This is a genomic window from Nonomuraea sp. NPDC051298 (genome assembly GCF_055586305.1).
Genome location: NZ_JBVJIM010000001.1, coordinates 513,742 through 534,847 on the forward strand (window position 1 = coordinate 513,742; position 21,106 = coordinate 534,847).

General features: G+C 72.5%; 16 protein-coding genes. 11 read left to right on the forward strand and 5 right to left on the reverse strand.

The genetic code is table 11. From position 1 onward, the window contains the following. Positions 1–6 precede the first annotated feature (6 nt). The 11 genes from ACZ6S0_RS02580 to ACZ6S0_RS02630 all read left to right on the forward strand — a co-directional run bounded on the left by ACZ6S0_RS02580 (position 7) and on the right by ACZ6S0_RS02630 (position 13,699). Complete coding sequence (locus ACZ6S0_RS02580; RefSeq protein WP_465912821.1) at positions 7–1,368, forward strand: FAD-binding oxidoreductase; 1,362 nt, start codon at positions 7–9, stop codon at positions 1,366–1,368. A gap of 173 nt (positions 1,369–1,541) precedes the next feature. Beyond that, entirely contained in the window at positions 1,542–3,923 is a 2,382-nt protein-coding gene (locus tag ACZ6S0_RS02585) for a serine/threonine-protein kinase (protein WP_465912822.1), read from the forward strand. Between the two features lie 94 nt (positions 3,924–4,017). Continuing rightward, positions 4,018–5,640 (forward strand): acyl-CoA carboxylase subunit beta, encoded by a 1,623-nt coding sequence (locus ACZ6S0_RS02590; protein WP_465912823.1) that lies wholly within the window; start codon positions 4,018–4,020, stop codon positions 5,638–5,640. After that, entirely contained in the window at positions 5,637–7,625 is a 1,989-nt protein-coding gene (locus ACZ6S0_RS02595) for an acetyl-CoA carboxylase biotin carboxylase subunit (RefSeq protein WP_465912824.1), read from the forward strand. Before ACZ6S0_RS02590 ends, ACZ6S0_RS02595 begins: the two co-directional genes overlap by 4 nt. Then, positions 7,622–8,401: an enoyl-CoA hydratase-related protein gene (locus ACZ6S0_RS02600; protein ID WP_465912825.1), complete on the forward strand. Its 780-nt coding sequence runs from the start codon at positions 7,622–7,624 to the stop codon at positions 8,399–8,401. Before ACZ6S0_RS02595 ends, ACZ6S0_RS02600 begins: the two co-directional genes overlap by 4 nt. A 2-nt stretch (positions 8,402–8,403) precedes the next feature. Continuing rightward, complete coding sequence (locus ACZ6S0_RS02605) at positions 8,404–10,089, forward strand: acyclic terpene utilization AtuA family protein (protein WP_465912826.1); 1,686 nt, start codon at positions 8,404–8,406, stop codon at positions 10,087–10,089. Between the two features lie 75 nt (positions 10,090–10,164). Beyond that, positions 10,165–10,971 (forward strand): GNAT family N-acetyltransferase, encoded by an 807-nt coding sequence (locus ACZ6S0_RS02610; RefSeq protein ID WP_465912827.1) that lies wholly within the window; start codon positions 10,165–10,167, stop codon positions 10,969–10,971. Positions 10,972–11,032: 61 nt separating this feature from the next. Beyond that, positions 11,033–12,046, forward strand: a complete 1,014-nt coding sequence (locus ACZ6S0_RS02615; protein ID WP_465912828.1) for a phosphotransferase family protein — start codon at positions 11,033–11,035, stop codon at positions 12,044–12,046. Positions 12,047–12,172: 126 nt separating this feature from the next. Continuing rightward, complete coding sequence (locus ACZ6S0_RS02620; protein ID WP_465912829.1) at positions 12,173–12,454, forward strand: hypothetical protein; 282 nt, start codon at positions 12,173–12,175, stop codon at positions 12,452–12,454. Positions 12,455–12,511: 57 nt separating this feature from the next. Continuing rightward, positions 12,512–13,363: a helix-turn-helix domain-containing protein gene (locus ACZ6S0_RS02625; RefSeq protein WP_465912830.1), complete on the forward strand. Its 852-nt coding sequence runs from the start codon at positions 12,512–12,514 to the stop codon at positions 13,361–13,363. Positions 13,364–13,432: 69 nt separating this feature from the next. Next, positions 13,433–13,699, forward strand: coding sequence for a hypothetical protein (locus tag ACZ6S0_RS02630; protein ID WP_465912831.1), 267 nt, complete (start codon positions 13,433–13,435; stop codon positions 13,697–13,699). 150 nt (positions 13,700–13,849) lie between these two features. On the opposite strand, the gene ACZ6S0_RS02635 is transcribed toward ACZ6S0_RS02630, so the two are convergent. From ACZ6S0_RS02635 to ACZ6S0_RS02655, 5 genes are all read right to left on the reverse strand, one after another. Further along, complete coding sequence (locus tag ACZ6S0_RS02635; RefSeq protein WP_465912832.1) at positions 13,850–16,045, reverse strand: ArnT family glycosyltransferase; 2,196 nt, start codon at positions 16,043–16,045, stop codon at positions 13,850–13,852. Beyond that, positions 16,042–17,220: a bifunctional glycosyltransferase family 2/GtrA family protein gene (locus ACZ6S0_RS02640; protein WP_465912833.1), complete on the reverse strand. Its 1,179-nt coding sequence runs from the start codon at positions 17,218–17,220 to the stop codon at positions 16,042–16,044. Before ACZ6S0_RS02640 ends, ACZ6S0_RS02635 begins: the two co-directional genes overlap by 4 nt. A gap of 24 nt (positions 17,221–17,244) precedes the next feature. Further along, positions 17,245–18,609: a sensor histidine kinase gene (locus ACZ6S0_RS02645; protein WP_465912834.1), complete on the reverse strand. Its 1,365-nt coding sequence runs from the start codon at positions 18,607–18,609 to the stop codon at positions 17,245–17,247. Positions 18,610–18,632: 23 nt separating this feature from the next. Beyond that, positions 18,633–19,331, reverse strand: coding sequence for a response regulator transcription factor (locus ACZ6S0_RS02650; RefSeq protein WP_465912835.1), 699 nt, complete (start codon positions 19,329–19,331; stop codon positions 18,633–18,635). Between the two features lie 230 nt (positions 19,332–19,561). After that, positions 19,562–21,076: a phytoene desaturase family protein gene (locus tag ACZ6S0_RS02655; protein WP_465912836.1), complete on the reverse strand. Its 1,515-nt coding sequence runs from the start codon at positions 21,074–21,076 to the stop codon at positions 19,562–19,564. Positions 21,077–21,106 lie beyond the last annotated feature (30 nt).

A 21,106-nucleotide genomic window follows, 5' to 3' on the forward strand; every position in this document is an offset into this window, starting at 1 on the left:
CTCTTTGTGAGACCGATTGATGCCTTGGTGAACTCCCTGTCCGAAGCGCGCGTCGTGACCGACCCCGACGTGATCGACTCCTACGCCCGCGACCGTACGTTCCTGGAGCCCGGCAAACCGCTCGGCGTCGTGCTGGCCGCCTCCCGCGACGACGTGGTGACCACCATGAAGTGGGCGACCGAGCACCGGGTGCCGGTGGTGCCGCGCGGCGGGGGCACCGGGCTGGCGGGCGCGGCCGTGGGCACCGACGGCTCGGTCATCCTGTCGCTGGCCAGGATGACCGCGATCAGGGAGCTGTCGCCCGCCGACGAGATCGCGGTCGTGGAGCCCGGGGTCATCACCGCCGACCTGGACCGGGCCGCCCGCGAGCACGGGCTGATGTACGCGCCCGACCCGTCCTCGTACGAGATCTCCACCATCGGCGGCAACCTGGCCACCAACGCCGGCGGGCTGCGCTGCGTCAAGTACGGCGTGACCAGGGACTCGGCGCTCGGCCTCGAGGTCGTGCTGGCCGACGGCCGGATACTGAACACCGGACGGCGCACGATGAAGGGCGTCACCGGCTACGACCTGACCGGCCTCTTCGTCGGCTCGGAGGGCACGCTCGGCGTGATCACCTCCGCCACGGTGCGGCTGCGCCGCGCGCCGGCCGCGCCGCCGGCGACGTTCGCCGCCGAGTTCGGCTCGCTGCGGGACGCGGGGGCCGCCGTGTCGGCGATCATGGCGGCCGGCTGCCAGCCGTCGCTCATGGAGCTGCTGGACCGGGCCACGCTGGAGGCCATCGACGACTGGCGCAACATCGGCCTCGAAGCCACGACGCAGGCCATGCTGATCGGGCAGTCCGACGCGCCCGACGGGCAGGCCGCGGTCGAGCGCATGGAGCGGATCTGCACCGGCAACGGGGCCTCGTTCGTGGCCGTCTCCTCCAGCCCGGAGGAGGCCGAGGAACTGGTCGGGCTGCGGCGGCTGGCGTACGGGGCCAAGGAGCGGCAGGGGGCGTGCCTGGTCGAGGACGTGTGCGTGCCGCGATCCGTACTGCCCGAGATGATCACGGCGATCGAGGCGGCGGCGGCGCGGCACGGCGTGCGCATCGCCACGGTGGCGCACGCGGGCGACGGCAACCTGCACCCGGTCTTCATCTTCGAGCACGGCACCCTCGAACCGCCGGCCGAGGTGTGGGCGGCGGCGGACGAGGTGTTCACGCGGGCGCTGGAGTTCGGCGGCACGCTCACCGGGGAGCACGGGGTGGGGCTGCTGAAGCGGCGCTGGCTGGCGCTGGAGTCGGGGCCGGTGGCGAGCGAGGTGCAGCACGGGATCAAGGCCGTCTTCGACCCGCTCGGCCTGCTCAACCCCGGCAAGGCGATCTGACCGCGCCGATCTTGACGTCACCAAGCCGTGACCTAGCGTTGCAAACGCACACGACCTGCGATGAAACCTGACTTTGCTCGTAAAACATGAAACTTCTGACAGGTCCGGCAGACGACCCAAGGGTCACGCTGGTAGCGTTTTGCCTCATCTATTCGTTGTGATGGGGGTCCGACGTGAATCAGTTCCAGCCGTTGGCGGCGGACGATCCGCGGCGGCTGGGGGCGTATGACATCGTCGCCCGGCTCGGCGAGGGCGGCCAGGGCGTGGTGTATCTGGGCAAGAGCGACTCGGGGGAACAGGTCGCCGTCAAGCTGCTGCACCACGCGCTCGTGGCCGACGCCGACGCCAGGACGAGGTTCCTGCGCGAGGTGGCGGTGGCGCAGCGGGTGGCCCGGTTCTGCACCGCGCCCGTGCTGCACGCCGACCTCGACGGGAGCCGGCCGTACATCGTGAGCGAGTACGTCCCCGGCCCCTCCCTGCGCGAGCTGGTCATCAACGAGGGGCCGCGGCGGGGTGCGGCGCTCGAACGCCTGGCCATCAGTACGGCCACCGCCCTCGCCGCCATCCACCGGGCCGGGATCCTGCACCGCGACTTCAAGCCCGCCAACGTGCTGATGGGCCCCGAGGGTCCCGTCGTGATCGACTTCGGCATCGCCCGCGCCCTCGACTCCCCCGGCGCGACGGCCACCGGGATGGCCATGGGGACGCCCTCGTACCTGGCGCCCGAGCAGCTCAGCGGGGCTGCCGTGTCGGAGGCGGCCGACGTGTTCGCGTGGGGCGTCACGATGGTCTTCGCGGCGACGGGCAAGCCCGCCTTCGGCGCCGACTCCATTCCCGTGGTGATGAACCGGATCCTGAACGAGGAGCCGGAGCTGGGGAAGATGGAGGGGCTGCTCGGCGACCTGGTCGCGGCCTGCCTGTCCAAGGACCCGGCGCAGCGGCCCAGCGCCGACGAGCTGATCGTCCGGCTGACGGGCCAGCCCGCGCCCAACGCGGCCGTCGAGCCGGTCACCGGGCGGTCGATGACGATCCCCGCCGCGGGCGCTGCCGCGGCGGCAGCGGCGGCGGCGCAGATGGGTTCCGGCGGCGCGGGTTCCTCCGCGCCCGGCCGGGACGACTACCCGGGCCCGTGGACCCAGCCGACCGGGCCCGTCGCGGTGGGCGGCCCGCTCCAGGGCGGCCCGCAGTCCGCGGCCCCACCCCAGACCGGTGACTACGGCCACGCCGTCAGCCACGCTGTCGGCGGCGCGGGCGGCCCCGGCGGCGCACCCCATGGCGGCCCCCAGCCGGGCATGCCCCAGGGCGGGCCAGGACAGGGTGGGCTTGGGCCGGGCGGCCCCGGTCAAGGTGGCCCCGGACCCAGCGGACACGGACCCAGTGGACACGGTCAGAGCGGACACGGTCAGAGCGGGCAAGGCGGCCAGGGACAGGGCGCACCCGGAATGGGCACGCCGGGACAGAGCGGGCCCGGCTTGGGCGGCCCCGCTCAGGGCGTTCCCGGGCAGCCCGGACCAGGACAGAGCGGGCCGGGACAGAGCGGACCAGGACAGAGCGGGCCGGGACAGAGTGGCGGGCCGCAGGGCGGGGCCCCGTTCGGGGCGCCCGCGTCGCACCCCGCGGGCAACGGCCCCATGGGCGCGCCAGGCACGCCCCAGGGCCGCCCCTTCCAGGCGGGAGGCCCTGGCACCCGGCCAGGCGGGACGGCGGGCCCTGGAGGCACGCCACCGTCCAAGCAGCGCCGTACGCTGACCCTGGCCCTTTCCGGTGCCGCCGCCGCGGCCCTGCTCGTCGTCGTGGGCGCCGTGGTCGTGCAGGCCAACAGCCAGAAGGTCCCGGTCGTGGCCGTGGGCAGCGCCACCGACAACACCGGCGGCAACGGCTCTGGCGGCGGCCAGCCGCCCGCGTCGGTCGAGCAGTCGCCGCCCGTAACAGCCCCCACGGAGACCTCCGCCCCGGTCCCCACCCTGGACATCGAGCCGGAGAAGACCACCAAGAGCGAGCCCGCCAAGGAGCCGATCGCCCAGGTGCCCGACCCGGTCACGCAGGCTCCCAGGCCCGAGACCACCACGAGCAGCCCCGACCCCAAGCCGACGAAGAAGAAGCAGAGCAACCTCGTCGACCCGGACCCGGAGCCGACCGCCGCGCCGACCTCCGGCGCCACGAGGCCCACGACGACCCTGCCCCCCACCAAGAAGCCCACGGCCAAGCCGACCGCGGTACCGCCGAAGCCCAACACGACCAAGCCCACCACGGTGTGCGGCGCGGGCTACAAGGTCATCGACTCGCACGCCCTGGGCTCCAGCGCGACGATCTACCTGCTGTACCACAGCGGCGCGGCCAAGAACTGCGTGGTGACCATCTCGCGCATGCTGTGGCCCGGCAAGATGTCCATGAGCGCGACCCTCCAGGTCAAGGGCGGCTCCACGGGGAGCAACCCGGGCAAGTTCACCTCGTACGCCGGCCCGATCCGCCTGTCGGCCGCCAAGAAGTGCGTGATCTGGGGCGGCTCATGGGGGACGTCGAGCTGGAAGTCGGGCTGGAGTCACTGTGGTTGAGCCCTGCGCCCCTGTGTGACATTCGAGCCGCCGCCCACCACCGGGCGGCGGCTCGCTCTGTGCCGGAGCCCGCGGCTGCGCTAGCGTGCTTGGCATGATCATCGGCACTGCCGCGGGAGGGCGCGTGATCACGAGCGGACTCGACACCGGGAGCGACGACTACCGGGCGCGCCGCGAGGCGATGCTGGCCAAACTGGCCGAGCTGGACGCCGAGCACGCCAAGGCGGTGGCCGGCGGTGGCGAGAGGTACGTCGAACGCCACCGTGCCCGCGGCAAGCTGCTCGCCAGGGAACGCGTCGAGCTGCTGGTCGACCCCGACTCCCCCTTCCTGGAGCTGTCGCCGCTGGCGGCGTGGGGCAGCGACTTCCCCGTCGGGGCGAGCATGGTGTCGGGGATCGGGGTGATCGAGGGCGTCGAGTGCGTGATCACGGCGAACGACCCCACGGTCCGCGGCGGCGCCTCCAACCCGTGGACGCTGAAGAAGTCCCTGCGCGCGGCCGACATCGCGCTGCGCAACCGCCTCCCGTACGTGAACCTGGTCGAGAGCGGCGGCGCGGACCTGCCGACGCAGAAGGAGATCTTCATCCCCGGCGGCCAGATCTTCCGCGACCTGACCAGGTTGTCGGCGGCGGGCGTGCCGACCGTGGCGCTGGTGTTCGGCAACTCCACGGCGGGCGGCGCGTACGTGCCGGGGATGAGCGACCACGTGGTGATGGTCCGGGAGCGGGCCAAGGTGTTCCTGGGCGGTCCGCCGCTGGTCAAGATGGCCACCGGGGAGGAGTCCGACGACGAGTCGCTCGGCGGCGCCGAGATGCACGCCCGGATCAGCGGGCTCGCCGACCACCTGGCCCGCGACGAGTACGACGCGCTGCGCATCGGCCGGCGGATCATCGCCTCGCTCGCCTGGCGCAAGCTGGGCCGGCCGCCGGAGGAGGGCGCGCGGGATCCGGTGTATCCGGCCGACGAGCTGCTCGGGATCGTGCCGGAGGATCTCAGGGTGCCGTTCGACCCGCGGGAGGTGATCGCGCGGGTGGCGGACGGGAGCGAGTTCGAGGAGTTCAAACCGCTGTACGGGGCCTCGCTGGTGACGGGGTGGGCGCGGATCCACGGCTACCCGGTGGGGGTGCTGGCCAACGCGCGCGGCGTGCTGTTCAGCGCGGAGTCGCAGAAGGCCACCCAGTTCATCCAGCTCGCGAACCAATCGCGCACCCCGCTGCTGTTCCTGCAGAACACGACCGGCTACATGGTCGGCAAGGAGTACGAGCAGGGCGGCATCATCAAGCACGGCGCCATGATGATCAACGCGGTGTCCAACTCGACCGTGCCGCATCTGACCGTCGTCATGGGCGCCTCGTACGGGGCGGGGAACTACGGCATGTGCGGGCGCGCGTACGATCCTCGCTTCCTGTTCGCCTGGCCGAGCGCCAAGTCGGCGGTGATGGGGCCCGCGCAGCTCGCCGGGGTGCTGTCCCTCGTGGGCCGGGCCTCGGCGCGGGCGAAGGGGCAGGCGTACGACGAGGAGGCCGACGCGGCCATGCGCGCGATGGTGGAGGCGCAGGTCGAGGCCGAGTCGCTGGCGTTCTTCCTGTCGGGCCGGCTCTACGACGACGGGGTCATCGATCCGCGCGACACGCGTACCGTGCTGGGCCTGTGCCTGTCGGCGATCAACAGCGCGCCGGTGCCCGAGGCGGCGGGTTACGGGGTGTTCCGGCCGTGATCGACCGTCTGCTCGTCGCGAACCGGGGCGAGATCGCCCGTCGCGTCTTCCGTACGTGCCGTTCGCTCGGCATCTCCACGGTCGCCGTCTACTCCGACCCCGACGCGGGCGCGCCGCACGTGGCCGAGGCCGACCTCGCGGTACGCCTGCCCGGCGCCCGGCCCGCCGACACGTACCTGGACGTGGAACGCGTCCTGGCGGCCTGCCGGGCGACCGGCGCGGACGCCGTGCACCCCGGCTACGGCTTCCTGTCGGAGAACGCTGACTTCGCGCGGGCCGTGCTGGCGGCCGGGCTGGTGTGGGTGGGGCCGCCGCCGGAGGCCATCGCCGCCATGGGCTCCAAGGTCACCGCGAAGCGGCTGATGGCCGAGGCCGGGGTGCCCGTCCTGCCCTCGCTCGACCTGGCGGCGCCCGGGGAGTTCCCGCTGCTGGTGAAGGCGTCCGCCGGTGGGGGCGGGCGCGGGATGCGCGTGGTGCGTGGACTTGAGGAGCTGGCCGAGGCGGTGGAGTCGGCGCGGCGGGAGGCGTCGGCGGCCTTCGGCGACGGCACGGTGTTCGCCGAGCCGCTGCTGGAGCGGGCCAGGCACGTGGAGGTCCAGGTGCTGGCCGACGGCCACGGGACCGTGTGGGCGCTGGGCGAGCGCGAGTGCAGCGTGCAGCGGCGGCATCAGAAGGTGGTCGAGGAGTGCCCTTCGCCGGGCATCTCGGGCCCGGTGCGCGAGCTGCTGCACGCGGCCGCCGTCAGGGCCGCCAGGAAGATCGGCTACGTGGGCGCGGGCACGGTGGAGTTCCTGGTCAAGGGCGACCGGGTGGCGTTCCTGGAGATGAACACCCGGCTCCAGGTCGAGCACCCGGTGACCGAGCTGGTGTACGGCGTCGACCTCGTACGGTCGCAGCTCGAGGTGGCCGAGGGCGCGACGCTGCCGCCGGAGCCGCCCGCCCCCGCCGGGTGGGCGGTCGAGGCGCGGCTGTACGCCGAGGACGACGACCACGTGCCGCAGAGCGGGGTGCTGCGCCGGTTCGAGGTGCCGAGCGACGCGGCGGGCGGCGTCGCGGGCGGGGTGGCGGGCGGCGTCGCGGGCGGGGTGGCGGGCGGGGTGCGGGTGGACTCGGGCGTGGAGTCGGGGTCCGTGGTGTCGCCGCACTATGACGCGCTGCTGGCCAAGGTGGTCGCGCACGGCGAGACGCGGGCGCAGGCGGTGCGCAGGCTGGTGGCCGCACTGCGGCGGGCCAGGCTGCACGGCCTCACCACCAACCGCGATTTGCTGCTGAGAGTCCTGACAAATCGGGATTTTGTGGCTGGCGACACGCACACCGGCTTCCTCGACCCCGGCGGGCCCGTCCGCGGGGACACGAGCACGCCCGCGGGCCCCGGCGCGCTGACCGCCTCGGCCGCACCGACCGCCTCTGCCGCGCCGACCGCTTTGGCCGCTCTGGCCGCCGCCCTGGCCGTCGCCGCCGACAACCGCGGCCGGGCCCGGGTGCTGGCCGGTCTGCCGTCCGGCTGGCGCAACGTCCGCTCGCAGCCGCGCCGCGCCCACTTCGAGGAGTGCCCGCCGGTCGTCTACGACCCCCTCCCAGAAGGCGTCACGGTCATCAGCGCGGGGCCGCACGAGGTGGTCCTGGAGAGCGACGGCGTCCGGCGCGCGTTCGAGGTGGCCAGGTACGACGACGACCCCAGGGTGTACGTCGACCACGCCGAGGGCCGCGCCGCGCTGACCCCCGTCCCCGTCCTGCCCGAACCCGCCGACGACGTCGCGCCCGGATCCCTGCTGGCCCCGATGCCGGGTAGCGTGCTGCGGGTCGAGGTGGCACCCGGCGACCGGGTGGTCAGGGGCCAGGCGGTCGTGGTCATCGAGGCGATGAAGATGGAGCACCGGATCATCGCTCCGGCCGACGGCGTGGTGTCCGGCGTACACGTGGAGAAGGGCCGCCAGGTCGACGCGGGAGCGGTGCTGGCGGTCATCGAGGAGGGGAAGTCATGACGGGTCTGGTGCACAGGGACCTCGCGGCGGGGATCGCGACGATCACGCTCGACTCGCCGCCCAACCGCAACGCGCTGTCCGTACGCCTGCTCGCCGACCTGTCGGACCGGCTGGCCTGGGCGCTGGCCGAGCCGGCGGCCAGGGTGATCGTGCTGACCGCCACGGGCAAGGTGTTCTGCTCGGGGGCCGACCTCAAGGAGCAGCGCGCCGCGGAGGATCGGCCGGGCGCTCCCGTGACGGCGTCGTTCCCGCAGGTCCTGGAGCTGCTCTGGGAGAGCCCCAAGCCGGTGATCTGCCGGCTCAACGGCACCGCGCGGGCGGGCGGCCTGGGGCTGGTCGCGGCGTGCGACTTCGCGATCGCGCCGCTGACGGCGTCGTTCGCGTTCACCGAGGTACGCCTCGGGGTCGTGCCCGCCATGATCTCGGTGCCGGTGCTCAGGAGGCTCGGCCCGCGCGCGGCGGCCGACTACTTCCTGACCGGCGAGGTGTTCGACGCCGCGCGGGCCGTGGAGATCGGCCTGCTGTCGAAGGCCGTGCCGGAGGAGGAGCTCGACGCGGCCGTCGCCCACTACGCCGAGATGCTGACGAAGGGCGGGCCCGAGGCGCTGGCGATCACGAAGCGGATGGTCAGGGAGGTGCCCGAGATGTCGTTCGGCGAGGGGCTGCGGCGGATGACCGAGCTGTCGGCCGAGCGGTTCACCTCGGAGGAGGGCCAGGAGGGCATCGCCGCGTTCATGGCCAAGCGCCCGCCCGCGTGGGTCCCGCCCCAGGTCTGATCATGGTCTTGCGGATCGCGAACTGCAGCGGCTTCTACGGCGACCGGCTCTCCGCCGCCAGGGAGATGGTCGAGGGCGGGCCGATCGACGTGCTGACCGGCGACTGGCTGGCCGAGCTGACGATGTTCATCCTGGCGGGCAACCGGCTCAAGGGCCGTCCCGGCTTCGCGACGACGTTCCTGCGCCAGGTGGAGGACGTCCTCGGGCCCTGCCTCGACCGGGGCATCAAGATCGTGGCGAACGCGGGCGGGCTCGATCCGGCCGGGTGCGCGGCCGCCGTTCACGAGCTGGCCTCGCGGCTGGGCTTGTCGCCCGCCGTCGCGTACGTGACCGGCGACGACCTCACCGGCCACCCGCTCGACCTGGTCAACGCCGACACGGGCGAGCGCCTCGACGCCGCGCCCCTGACCGCCAACGCCTACCTCGGCGGCCGGCCCATCGCGGCGGCGCTGTCCGCGGGCGCGGACGTCGTGGTGACCGGCCGCGTGACGGACGCGGCGCTGGTGACGGGCCCCGGCATCTGGCGGTACGGATGGGGGCCAGGCGACCTCGACCCGCTCGCGGGCTCGGTGGTGGCGGGGCACGTCATCGAGTGCGGCTGTCAGGCGACCGGCGGCAACTACGCGTTCTTCCAGGACGTGCCCGACCTCGCGCACTGCGGCTTCCCGCTCGCCGAGCTGCGCGCGGACGGCTCGGCCGTGATCACCAAGCACCCCGGCACGGGCGGGCTCGTCTCGATCGGCACGGTCACCGCGCAGCTCGTCTACGAACTGGGCGGCCCCCGCTACCTCGGCCCCGACGTGGTCGCCCGCTTCGACACGATCACGCTGACCGACGACGGGCCCGACCGGGTGCTGGTCTCGGGCGTGCGCGGCGAGCCGCCGCCCGGCACGCTCAAGGTCGCGGTCAACCACCTGGGCGGATACCGCAACACGATGACGCTCGTGCTGACCGGTCTCGACGTGGCGGAGAAGGCGCAAGTGGCGGAGGAGGCGATCTGGGCGCGGGTCCCGCGGGAGTCGTTCGACGAGGTGGACGTGACGCTCACCGGCTCGGGGCTGCTGCGGATCACGGTCATGTCCGCGGACGAGCGGCTGGCGGGGCGCGCGTTCTCCGCGGCCGTGACCGAGACGGGGCTGGCGAGCTACCCGGGCCTCCACGGTCTCACCCCGCCCGGCAACGCCTCGCCGTACGGGGTGTACTGGCCGGTCCTGGTGCCGCGCTCGGAGGTCCGGCCCAGGGTGTTCCTGGACGGGCAGGAGATCCCGTACGCCGAACCCGACGTGCCCGACGCGGTCCCCGTGCCCTCCGGTTCGGCGGCGCGATCGGCGGCGGGCTCGTGGGGCGGGGAGGCGGCCGTCTCCGTGCCGCTCGGGCGGATCGCCGGGGCGCGGTCGGGCGACAAGGGCGGCAACGCCAACCTGGGCGTCTGGACGGACACCCGCGACCGGTACGACTGGCTGGCCGCCCACCTCACCACCGGCGCTCTCAAGCGGCTGCTCCCCGGCCTGGCCCCGTACCGGGTGGACCGCCACGACCTCCCCAACCTCAAGGCGCTCAACTTCGTCGTCCACGGCCTCCTTGGCCGTGGGGTGTCGGCCAGCCCGCGCATGGACCCGCAGGCGAAGGCCCTGGGCGAGGAGCTGCGCGCCTGCCCGGTGGAGATCCCCCGGTCCCTGACCCCCTGAGTGCCCGCGGACCGCCCGCCCGCCCCTCAACAAACACTTTGAGCGCGACCTCCCCCATGGAGAAGGATGTCCCCCATGACCGTACGCCGCCTCTCGACCGACGACCTCGACGACTGCGTCCGCCTGGCCGAAGACCGCAACTGGCCGCCCGAGCGGCGCAAGTGGGGGCTGCTGTTCGACCTCGGAGAGGCGTACGGCATCGACGCCCCCGACGGCGACGGCCTGGCCTCGACCGCCGTCCTGACCCGCTACGGCGACGACCACGCGGCGATCAGCATGGTCCTGACCGCCTCCAGGTTCGGCAGGCAGGGCCTGGCCCGCAGGGTCATGGAGCACCTGCTGGCGCAGGCCGGCGGGCGCACGGTCTCCCTCTACGCCACCGAGATGGGCCGCCCCCTCTACGAACGGCTCGGCTTCCGCGTCATCTGCCGCGCGGCCATGCACACGGGCGTCTTCCAGGGCGAGCCCTCCGGGCGGACCCGCCCGGCCACGGAGGCCGACCTGGACCGCGTCCTGGAGCTGGACGCCGAGGTGTTCGGCACGGACCGGTCGGCGGCGCTGCGGCGGATGTTCGACTTCGGCGTGCGCGTACGCGTGGCCGACGGCGGCTTCGGACACTGCTGGCGCAACGACGGCAACACCGTGATCGGGCCGGTCGTGGCCGGCGACGAGGAGACCGCCCGCGCGCTGATCGGTGACCTGGCGCTGGACGCGGGCGGCAAGGTGCGCATGGACTTCGACCTGGCCAAGGAGAAGATGATCAGGTGGGCGGGCGAGCACGGCGTCGGCGAGCCGTGGACGGTCTCGGTCATGTCGCGCGGCGGTGAGCCGCCCGGTGACCGCTCCCGGCAGTTCCTGCCGTTCATGCAGGCCCTGGGTTGACCGGGCGCGCGGCGCTCTCCAGGGTCGCCCGCTAGAATATCGTTCTACAGAAGGGCGGTCCATGAGTTCCACCCACATCGACGTCGGGGCCATCGACCTCGACGAGCTGGGCGCGTGGATGGACGCCCAAGGGCTGCCCGGCGGCCCGATCACGGACCCGGCGCCGGTCCTGGGCGGCACCCAGAACGTCATGGTCCGCTTCGAGCGCGGCGGCCGCCCCTACGTGCTGCGCCGCCCGCCCGTGCACGCCCGCCGCAGGAGCAACGAGGTGCTGCGGCGCGAGGCGCGGGTGCTGGCGGCGCTGCGCGACACCCCCGTGCCCGCGCCCCGGGTGGTGGCCGCCCAGACCGAGCGCGAGCCGGTGTTCTATCTGACGGAGCCGGTCGACGGGTTCAACCCCTCGACGGGGCTGCCCGAGCCGCACGCGTCCGACGCGGCGATCAGGCACCGCATGGGGCTGGAGGCCGCGGCGGCGCTGGCCGAGCTGGGGCGGGTCGATCCCGGCGTGCTGCCGGGGTTCGGGCGGCCGGAGGGCTTCCTGGAGCGGCAGGTGCCGCGCTGGCTCAAGGAGCTCGACTCGTACGGTGAGCTCGACGGCTATCCGGGGCCCGACATCCCCGGCCTGCGCGAGACCGCCGACTGGCTGACCCGCCACCTGCCCCGTACGTTCGCGCCGGGCGTCATGCACGGCGACTACCACTTCGCGAACCTCATGTTCGCCTGCGACGGCCCCCGCGTGGCCGCGATCGTGGACTGGGAGATGTGCACGATCGGCGACCCACTCTTGGACCTCGGCTGGCTGCTGGCCACCTGGCCCGCCGGCAACGGCCACGTTCCGGGGCTGCCGCCGCCGAGGGAGATCGTCGCGCACTACGCGGCGCTGTCGGAGCGTGACCTGTCGGCCGTCGGCTGGTACGCGGTCATGGCCTGCTTCAAGCTCGGCATCGTGCTCGAAGGCAGCCACGCGCGGGCGTTCGCCGGCAAGGCGCCCAAGGACATCGGCGACCTGTTGCACGCGACGACGCTGGGGTTGTTCGAGCGGGCGCGGGCGTTCATGGAGGGCGAGCTGGATTAGGCCGCCGGCCACAATGACCGGCGTTCACGGACAGCCTTTTATCACGATTTATGGAAGTACGAACGTGGATTGATCCATAGTCATACAATTGCGCGCAATTGCACCGATTTACGGGGAAGGATTGTCATGCGCATGCGGTTCCTCGGCTCCACCTCGGAGGCGGGCGCCTGCCCCACCCTGTACGAGACCGACCGCGGCACCATCGTGGTGCAGGGTCTGCAGGTGACCGACGCGGAAGCTCTCGCCGACCTCCGCGACGTGCTCGACGGCGAGACCGCGGTCGAGGTGCCCCGCGAGCTGATCACCGAGATCGCCCGCCGGGTCCTGCCCGACACCCGCGACGCCGCCGGCACGACGGCGGCAATCGCTTTCCCCACCAGCGGAGGAACACCCTCGGCCACCACCTGATCACAATCGGCGCGGGCCCTGGCATGATCGGCCGTCACAGGGCTAGCCTCTTGCTGCGTGACGTCCTTTCAGCAGGCGCGCATCGACCTCGGCAGCCAGTTGCGCCAACTGCGCGAGTCCGCCCATCTGTCGGGCAAGGAGCTGGCCGAGCGGCTGCGCTGGCAGCCGTCCAAGGTCTCCCGGCTGGAGAACGCCCGGCAGACGGCCACCGAGGACGACGTGGTCGTGTGGGCGCAGGCCGTCAACGCCCTGCCCGACACCACCGACGAGCTGATCAGGCAGTCGATCGCGCTGCTCGAACGGCACGACGACTGGAAGCAGCGCCACCGCAGCGGCCTGGCCGCGCTCCAGGAGGACATCCGCGACCTGGAGGCGCGCACGAAGCTCTTCCGCGTCTTCGAGCCGGGCATCGTCGTGGGCCTGCTGCAGACCTCCGAGTACGCCCGGCACGTGTTCCGCAAGGTCAAGCGGCTCTACAGCGCCGCCGACCAGATCGACGCGGCGGTCCGGGTACGCATGCAGCGCCAGGAGATCCTCTACGACCGGACCCGCACGTTCCGGTTCGTGGTGACCGAGGCGGCGCTGCGCACGGCGCTGGCCCCGCCCGACGTGATGCGCGGCCAGCTCGACCGCCTGCTCGCCGTCAGCACGCTGCCGAACGTGGAGTTCGGCGTGATCCCGTTCAGCACCGAACTGCCCGCCAACCCGATCAACGGCTTCTGGATCTACAACGAGGCCATGGTCGCGGTCGCCACGATGACGAAGGACTTCATCCTGCGCGACCCCGATGACATCGCCTTCTACGTGCGGGCCTTCGAGGACTACGCGAAAGCGGCCGAGTTCGAGGAGACGGGGAGAGAAGTCATCATCGCGATTCTTCGCGAATACCGGCAACAAACTGCACATTAACCGCAGCAATTGCTTGCCTCCCGGCCCAAGATCGTGCAATTCTGTCGCGAGACGTTGCGGAGGTGACGCATGATGCTGGATACCGCGCTCTGCCTCGAGCGGCTCGCGTGGCACGCGAGTCGGCACGCCGATCTGGCGGTCCACCGCCTCTCGTTGTCGAGCGAACCGGCCTACGTGTCGGTCCGCAACCGCTTCTCGGCCACCCTCGCGGAGACGGTGACCTGTTCCGAGGAGGGCGCCTTCATCACGTCGTGGGGCTACCGCCTGGGCACCGCCGACGACGTGGAGTCCGCCGCCGCCCGCCTCGCCTTCCTCCTGGCCGCGCTGCCCGCCTGACGCCCTCCCCCACCGGGTGCCGCGGGCGCCTGGGGTACGGGCGCCTGGGGTGCGGTGCCCCACCTCGTGGGGCACCTCGCGTGCCGTGGCCGTCAAGGCTCCGCCCCTGCGTCGGGAGGAGCCTCCGGCCCGGCTGTCCGGCGCGCCCGGCTATCCTGCGCAGTCGTACAGGCCGCTCTGGCCCTCGACCGCCGTGCAGTTCTCCTGCACCCAGGTCGTCGCCTCGCTGCCGCCCCGGCCGCCGCCGCCTGACATGACATAGCGGAGCTGCCCCGACGAGACCAGGGACCGCAGGCGTTCCACGGTCATGGCGGGGTCGCTGCCGGTGAAGCCGCCCATGGCGATCACGGGCTTGCCCGTGGACAGGATCAGGGCCGACGCCTCCCTGGCGCTGCCCACCGCCACCAGCCAGGTGGCGTCGCCCTGGTTGGCCACCAGGTAGTCGGCCATCGCGTCGTTGCCGCCGCCCTCGAATCCGCCGCCGGATCCGCCCCGGCCCGCGAAGCCGCCCCGGCCGCCGCCCGGTTGCCCCGTGGCGCCGGGCTGCGTGCTCTGGCCGGGCTGCGTGCTCTGACCGTCCTGGCCGGGCTGCCCGCCCTGCGCGTCCTGCCCGGTCTGACCGGTCTGACCGGTCTGATCGTCGTTCTGGCCGTTGGGCCGGGCCGGGCGGTCGGCCTGGGACGTCCCGGCCGGCTGGTCGTCGCCGCCCTGCTGGTCGCGCCAGCCACGGGGGGACTGGCCGCCTCCGGGCATCCCTCCTTGCCCCCCGAAGCGCATCCCGCCGCCCGTCGCGGGTCCTGCGGTCGGGTTCGTGCCGTTGATCGGCGACTGCAACGGCGTCACCGCGTACGCCGCGGGCCCGGCCAGCCCGCCGATCACCGCGGCCGCCAGCGCGACCGCCGTGACGCGTACGGTCACCAGCGCCCGCACCCTGGCCAGCGCGAGCACCCCCACGGCCACCAAGGTCGCCCCGAGCACGACCCAGGCCAGCCACGGCGCCCAGTCGGGCGTACGGCGCAGCACCACGAACGACCACGCGCCGGTCACGGCGACCGCCGTCGGCAGTACCCAGGCCCACGAACGCGACGCCCGGTACGCCTGCCACATCGCCACCACGCCCATCCCGCACAGCGCCGCCACCGCCGGAGCCATGGCGGTCGTGTAGTACGGGTGGAAGGTGCCGCTGGAGAAGCTGAACACCACGGCGTGCACGACCAGCCAGCCGCCCCACACCAGCCAGGCCGCCCCCGGCGGACCGTCACCGGACGTGAACCCCCGCCGCCTGGCCAGGGCCGCGAACACCAGCGCCACCACGCAGAACGGCAACAGCCACGAGATCTGCCCGGCGAGGATGTCGTTGAACAGCCGCCCGGCGCCCGACTCGCCACCGAAGCCACGGCCGCCCCCACCGCCGAAGCCCCCTCCGGCACCACCCTCCCCGAAGATCCGGCCCAGTCCGTTGTAGCCGACGACCAGGTCCCAGACGGTGTTGTCGGTCGAGCCGCCGATGTAGGGCCTGGAGTCCTCGGGCCACAGGTCGGCGACGACCATCCACCAGCCGCTCGACACGACCAGCACGCCCCCGGCCGCCAGCAGGTGCCCGATCCGCCGGGGCCACGTGACCCGCGCGCACACCAGGTACGCCAGCGCGAACGCCGGAACCACCAGGTACGCCTGCAACATCTTGGCGTTGAACCCCAGCCCCACGAAGAAGGCCGCCAGCAGCAGCGGGCGCAGCTTCCCCGTGCGCAGTGACTCCAGGCAGAACCACGCCGCCGCGACCAGCAGCAGCACCAGGACGGTGTCGGGGTTGTTGTCGCGGTTGATCGCCACGGTGATCGGGGTCACGGTCATGACGACGGCCGCGACCAGGGCCGCCACGTGCCCGGCGGCTCGCCCCGCACCACCGGCCGCGCCACCGGCCGCACCACCGGCCGCGCCGAAGGCCCGGCGGACGGCCGAGTACACCAGCCCGACGGCGGCCACCCCGGCCAGCGCCTGCGGGAGCAGCATGCTCCATGTGGAGTACCCGAAGATCCGCGCCGACAGGCCCATCACCCACAGCGCCAGCGGCGGCTTGTCCACGGTGATGAAGGAGCCCGCGTCGAGCGCCCCGAAGAAGAACGCCTTCCAGCTCTGCGTGCCGGACAGGACGGTGGCGGCGTAGTACTCGTTGGCGTTGCCGCTCAGCCCCCAGGCGTACAGGACGAACGCGACGGCCAGCACCGCCCAGAGCGCGGGCCGCGCCCAGCGGGGATCGTCCGCTGCGCCGAGGAACACGCGGGCGAGAAGGGGGCGGCTCCTGGGCGCCCGGTGCCCGGCCGCCCGCAGAGCGGTGACGGTCATCGGGTGTTCCCCTGCCGCTTGGGGTTGAAGACCCACACGCGCAGCAGCATGAACCGGACGAGGGTGGCGGCCGCGTTCGCGATCACGACGGCGACCAGCTCCACGCCGTGCGAGACCCCGTCGGGCAGCAGCGCCAGGCTGCCGGAGGTCAGGGCCAGCCCGACCAGGAACGCGATCAGCCCCTCGAACTGGTGCCGCAGCGCCCCGCCCGACCCCTTGACGCCGAAGGTGAAGCGGCGGTTGGCGGCGGTGTTGGCCACGGCGGTGACCAGCAGCGCGATCGCGTTGGCCGTCAGCGGCGGCACGATCTGACGCAGCAGGGAGTACAGCAGCAGGTACGACAGCGTGCTGATCGCGCCGACGATCGCGAAGCGCGGGAGCTGCCTGGCCATGCCCTTGGGCAGCTCGGCCCGCTCGACCCGGGCGGGCACCGGGATGCGCGCCGCGCCGGACAACGTCTTGCGCCCCACCCGCGCCAGGCCGCGCAGGTCGTCGAGCGCGGTCTGCACGATGTCCACCCGGCTGTCGGGGTCGTCCACCCAGTCCACGGGCACCTCGTGGATGCGCAGTCCGTGGCTCTCGGCCAGGAGCAGCAGCTCGGTGTCGAAGAACCACTGCTCGTCCTCTACGGCGGGCAGCAGGGCCTGGGCGATCTCCGTACGGACGGCCTTGAATCCGCACTGCGCGTCGGAGAAGCCCGCTCCCATGCCGAAGCGCAGCAGCAGGTTGTACGAGCGGGAGATGAACTCCCGCTTGGGCCCCCGCTCGACCCGCGACGCCTTGGCCAGGCGGGTGCCGATGGCCAGGTCGCTGTGGCCCGACAGCAGCGGCGCCACCAGCGGCAGGAACGCGTCCAGGTCGGTGGACAGGTCCACGTCCATGTAGCTGACGACGTCGGCCTCGCTCTGCGACCAGACCCGGCGCAGCGCCCGCCCGCGCCCCTTCTCTTCGAGGTGCACCGCTCGTACGCAGGTCAGCTCCCTGGCCAGTTCGACCGCGAGCTGCCAGGTGTTGTCGGTGCTGGCGTTGTCGGCGATCGTGATGCGGAAGCCGTAGGGAAAGTTCCTGGTGAGGTAGGTATGCAGCCGGGTGACGCTGTCCCGTAGCGCCCGCTGCTCGTTGTAGACGGGGACGACCACCTCGACCAGGCGTGTCCTTACTGCTGTTGTCTCCATGCAGCAAGCTCACGATTCAGGTCTTTAACGTGCCTTATCCATTTCTGAGTTGCGGATGAGAGTTCCCGGCAGCTCCAGGGTCGCGATGGCGCCGCCGCCCGGCGCGTTGGCCAGACTGACCGTCCCCCCGGCCTCGGCGACGGCCTGCGCCACGATCGCCAGCCCGAGCCCGGAGCCGGGCAGGCTGCGGGCCGACGGGGAGCGCCAGAAGCGTTCGAAGACGTGCGGCAGCTCCTCCTCCGACAGCCCGGGGCCGTGGTCGCGCACGGTCAGGCGGCCGTCGCGCAGCTTCACCTCGACCCGGCCGCCGGGGCTGAACTTGGCGGCGTTGTCGACCAGGTTGAGCACGGCGCGTTCGAGCGAGGGGGCGCTGCCCACGACGTACCAGGGGCGCAGGTCGGTGGAGACCTCCGCGCCGCGCAGCCTGGCGCGCTCGACGGCGGCGGTGACCACCCCGTGGAAGCCCAGCTCGACGTGCGGCTCGTGGTCGGTGTCGCCCCTGGCGAGCTGGAGCAGGTCGGCGACGAGCGTGGACAGCTCGGCGAACTGCGCCTTCACGTTGACCAGCAGGCGTTCCTTGGCGCCGGGGTCGAGGCTGCGGCCGGTCTGCTCGCTGCGCAGCAGCAGGTCGATGTTGGTGCGCAGGGTGGTGAGCGGGGTGCGCAGCTCGTGCCCGGCGTCGGCGACGAGCTGCTTCTGCCGCTCTCGTGACCCGGCCAGCGCGGCCGTCATGGCGTTGAAGGACGACGACAGCCGCGCGATCTCGTCGTTGCCCCTGACGGGGATGCGGGTGTCGAGGTCCTCGGTGTGCGCGATGTGCTCGACCGCCTGGGTCAGGTCACCCACGGGGCGCAGGGCGGCCCGCGAGATCGCCAGCCCGGCCCAGGCCGCGCCCACGACCCCGAGCGCGGTGATGCCGCCCAGCGTGATCGCCGCGATCCGCATCATGTTCTGGACGTCGTGGGTCGGCCGCGCCTCCAGGACCGCCACGCCGGGCCTGAAGTTGACCGCGACCACGCGGACCGGCTTGCCGTCACGGGTCTCGCCGGTGCGGAACTGCGGCTCGCACGGCTTCAGAGCCGTCAGGTCCTTCTTCAGGTCAGGCACGATGGGCGGGCCGAGCGAACACGTGGTGCCGTCGGCGTACAGCAGCGTCGCCATGCCGTCGTACAGGATGTACGAGCCGTCGGGCGTGCAGTTGCGCTCGAGGTAGCGCTTGTCGCCCTGCTTCGCCGACTCCAGGTTGCTCCGGTCGAGATTGCTCATGAGCTGGCTCTGCGTGATGTACCACGACACGCCCGCGCACATCGCGATGGCCAGCGCCACGGCCACCGTGACCAGCAGCGTCAGACGGGTGTGCAGGCTGCCGCGCATGAGCAGGCGGCTCACGCGCGCCCGTGGACCCTCCCTGCTCACGGCGCGGCCCGGAGCACATAACCCACCCCGCGGACCGTGTGGATCACTCTCGGCTCTCCGGCGGCCTCGGTCTTGCGCCGCAGGTACATCACGTAGACGTCGAGCGAGTTGGACGTCGGCTCGAAGTCGAAGCCCCACACCTCGCTGAGGATCTGGTCGCGGGTCAGCACCTGGCGCGGGTGCGCGAGGAACAGCTCCATCAGCAGGTATTCGGTGCGGGTGAGGTCGAGCGTGCGCGCGCCGCGGGTGACCTCTCTGGTCGCCGGGTCCATGCTCAGGTCGCCGTACGAGAGTGTGTCGCCCTCGGGGGTGCCCGCGCTCAGCGCGCCCCGGCGCAGCAGCGCCCGCACCCGGGCCAGCAACTCGTCCAGCTCGAACGGTTTGACCAGATAGTCGTCGGCCCCCGCGTCGAGCCCCGACACCCGGTCGCCCACCGCGTCGCGGGCGGTGAGCATGAGGACCGGGACGTGGTTGCCCGAGGCCCGGAGCCTGCGGCACGCGGTGAGCCCGTCGAGGCGCGGCATCATGACGTCGAGCAGCACCGCGTCGTAGGTCTCCGCCGCCAGCGCGTCGAGTGCCTGGTGCCCGTCGTCGGCGGTGGTGATCTTGTAGCCCTCGAACTCCAGGCTCGACTGCAGCGCCTCGCGCAACGCGGGCTCGTCGTCCACTACCAGCAACCGTGCGGGCTCACTCATGTTCACAAACGCTAGGGGTTGATCATGAAAACGCGATGAACGATTTCACGGAGATTTTATGAGGATCACATTCAGGAGGATCGCCACGTGACGGACACGGCTTTGAACCTCAAGACGGCTCCATCGTACTTCGCGGGCGGCTTCTCGTCGGCAACGGTGTCCGGCTGCGGCATTGCCGAGATCGAGCACCGGAGCGTCCCGTGAGTAATGCGCTCCGCGTTGCCAGCCGGTCAGGTGGTCGGGCGCAGTAGGGCCATCGCCGCGTTGTGACCGCCGATTCCGCTGACGCCGCCGCCCCTGCGCGCTCCTGCGCCGCACATCAGGAGGCGTTCGTGCTCGGTCTCCACGCCCCATCCGCCCTCCTCCGCGTACGGCCAGCTCAGGTCGGTGTGGAAGATGTGGCCGCCGGGGAGCGAGGCGTCCCGTTCGAGGTCGACGGGGGTTTTGACCTCCACGCACGGGCTGCCGTCGGGGGCGGTGAGCAGGCAGTCCTCGATGGGTTCGGCCAGCGCGGAGTTGATGGAGGCAAAGGTGGCGGCCAACGCCGCCTTTCGCGCTTTTTCTGGATCTTGCCGGAAAAGTCGGGCGGGCATGTGGAGGCCGAACAGCGTCATCGTCTCGGCCCTGCCTCTCAGCTCGGGCCCGAGGATGGAGGAATCGGTCAGGGAATGGCAGTAGACCTCGGCGGGCGGCAGCTCCGGGATCTCTCCCCGTGCCGCCTGCGCGTAGGCCGTCGCGAGCTGGGCGCGTCCCTCGTTGATGTGGAACGTACCGCTGAAGGCCGCCCGCGGATCCACGGACGGGTCCGCCAGCCTCGGCAGCCGCGTCAGCACCATGTTGACCTTGAGCTGCGCGCCCTCGGGCACCGCCGGACGCCCGCCCGTGAGCCGGTCGAGCACGGCCGGCGGCAGGTTGACCAGCACGTGGCCGCCGTTCACGGTGTGCTCGCCGTCCTCCGCCACGAACGTCACCTCGCCCGAGGACGGTGAGATGCCGATGATCTCCGCCCCGGTCCTGATCTCGGCGCCCGCCCGCCGCGCCGCCGCCTCCAGCGCGCCGGAGACCGCGCCCATGCCGCCGACGGGGACGTTCCACTCACCGGTGCCGTCGCCGATCACGTGGTAGAGGAAGCACCGGTTGGCCAGCAGGTCGGTGGCGGGGTCGGCGAACGTGCCGATCAGCGCGTCGGTCAGCACGACGCCGCGTACGGTGTCGTCGGCGAAGCGCTCGTCCACGGTCGCGCCGATCGGCCGCGCGAACAGGTCGCGCCACGCCTCCTGGCCGACCAGCCGCTCGACCTCGGCCTGGGGGCGCAGGGGTTCGAGAAGGGTGGGGGCGAGCACCCGCGCCACCTCGGCGGTCATGCCGTAGAACCGCCGCCACGCCCCGTGGTCGGCCTCACCGCCGGTCACCTCTCTGAACGAGGCCGCCGTACGCAGGTCGTCCTCGTTGTCGACGAGCAGGCCGGTGCCGCCCTTCGGGGTGTAGGAGGCGTACCGGCGGCGGCGCAGCTCCAGATCGAGCCCCAGATCGCGGACGATCCGCGACGGAAGCAGGCTGACCAGGTACGAATAGCGCGACAGCCGCACGTCCACGCCGGGAAACGCCTGGGCGGAGACCGCCAGGCCGCCCACCTGCCCGTAACGCTCCAGCACGAGCACCCGCCGCCCGGCCTTGGCGAGGTACGCCGCCGCGACCAGCCCGTTGTGCCCGCCACCTGCCACGATCACGTCATACGCGCCCATCCCCGCACCTTACGACCCACCCCGCACCCC

Coding starts and splice junctions, on each gene's coding strand:
- ACZ6S0_RS02655 (WP_465912836.1), bottom strand. CDS start 21,076: ATGGGCGCGTATGACGTGATCGTGGCAGGTGGCGGGCACAACGGGCTG.
- ACZ6S0_RS02600 (WP_465912825.1), top strand. CDS start 7,622: ATGACGGGTCTGGTGCACAGGGACCTCGCGGCGGGGATCGCGACGATC.
- ACZ6S0_RS02615 (WP_465912828.1), top strand. CDS start 11,033: ATGAGTTCCACCCACATCGACGTCGGGGCCATCGACCTCGACGAGCTG.
- ACZ6S0_RS02630 (WP_465912831.1), top strand. CDS start 13,433: ATGATGCTGGATACCGCGCTCTGCCTCGAGCGGCTCGCGTGGCACGCG.
- ACZ6S0_RS02650 (WP_465912835.1), bottom strand. CDS start 19,331: ATGAGTGAGCCCGCACGGTTGCTGGTAGTGGACGACGAGCCCGCGTTG.
- ACZ6S0_RS02620 (WP_465912829.1), top strand. CDS start 12,173: ATGCGCATGCGGTTCCTCGGCTCCACCTCGGAGGCGGGCGCCTGCCCC.
- ACZ6S0_RS02640 (WP_465912833.1), bottom strand. CDS start 17,220: ATGGAGACAACAGCAGTAAGGACACGCCTGGTCGAGGTGGTCGTCCCC.
- ACZ6S0_RS02635 (WP_465912832.1), bottom strand. CDS start 16,045: ATGACCGTCACCGCTCTGCGGGCGGCCGGGCACCGGGCGCCCAGGAGC.
- ACZ6S0_RS02590 (WP_465912823.1), top strand. CDS start 4,018: ATGATCATCGGCACTGCCGCGGGAGGGCGCGTGATCACGAGCGGACTC.
- ACZ6S0_RS02605 (WP_465912826.1), top strand. CDS start 8,404: ATGGTCTTGCGGATCGCGAACTGCAGCGGCTTCTACGGCGACCGGCTC.
- ACZ6S0_RS02610 (WP_465912827.1), top strand. CDS start 10,165: ATGACCGTACGCCGCCTCTCGACCGACGACCTCGACGACTGCGTCCGC.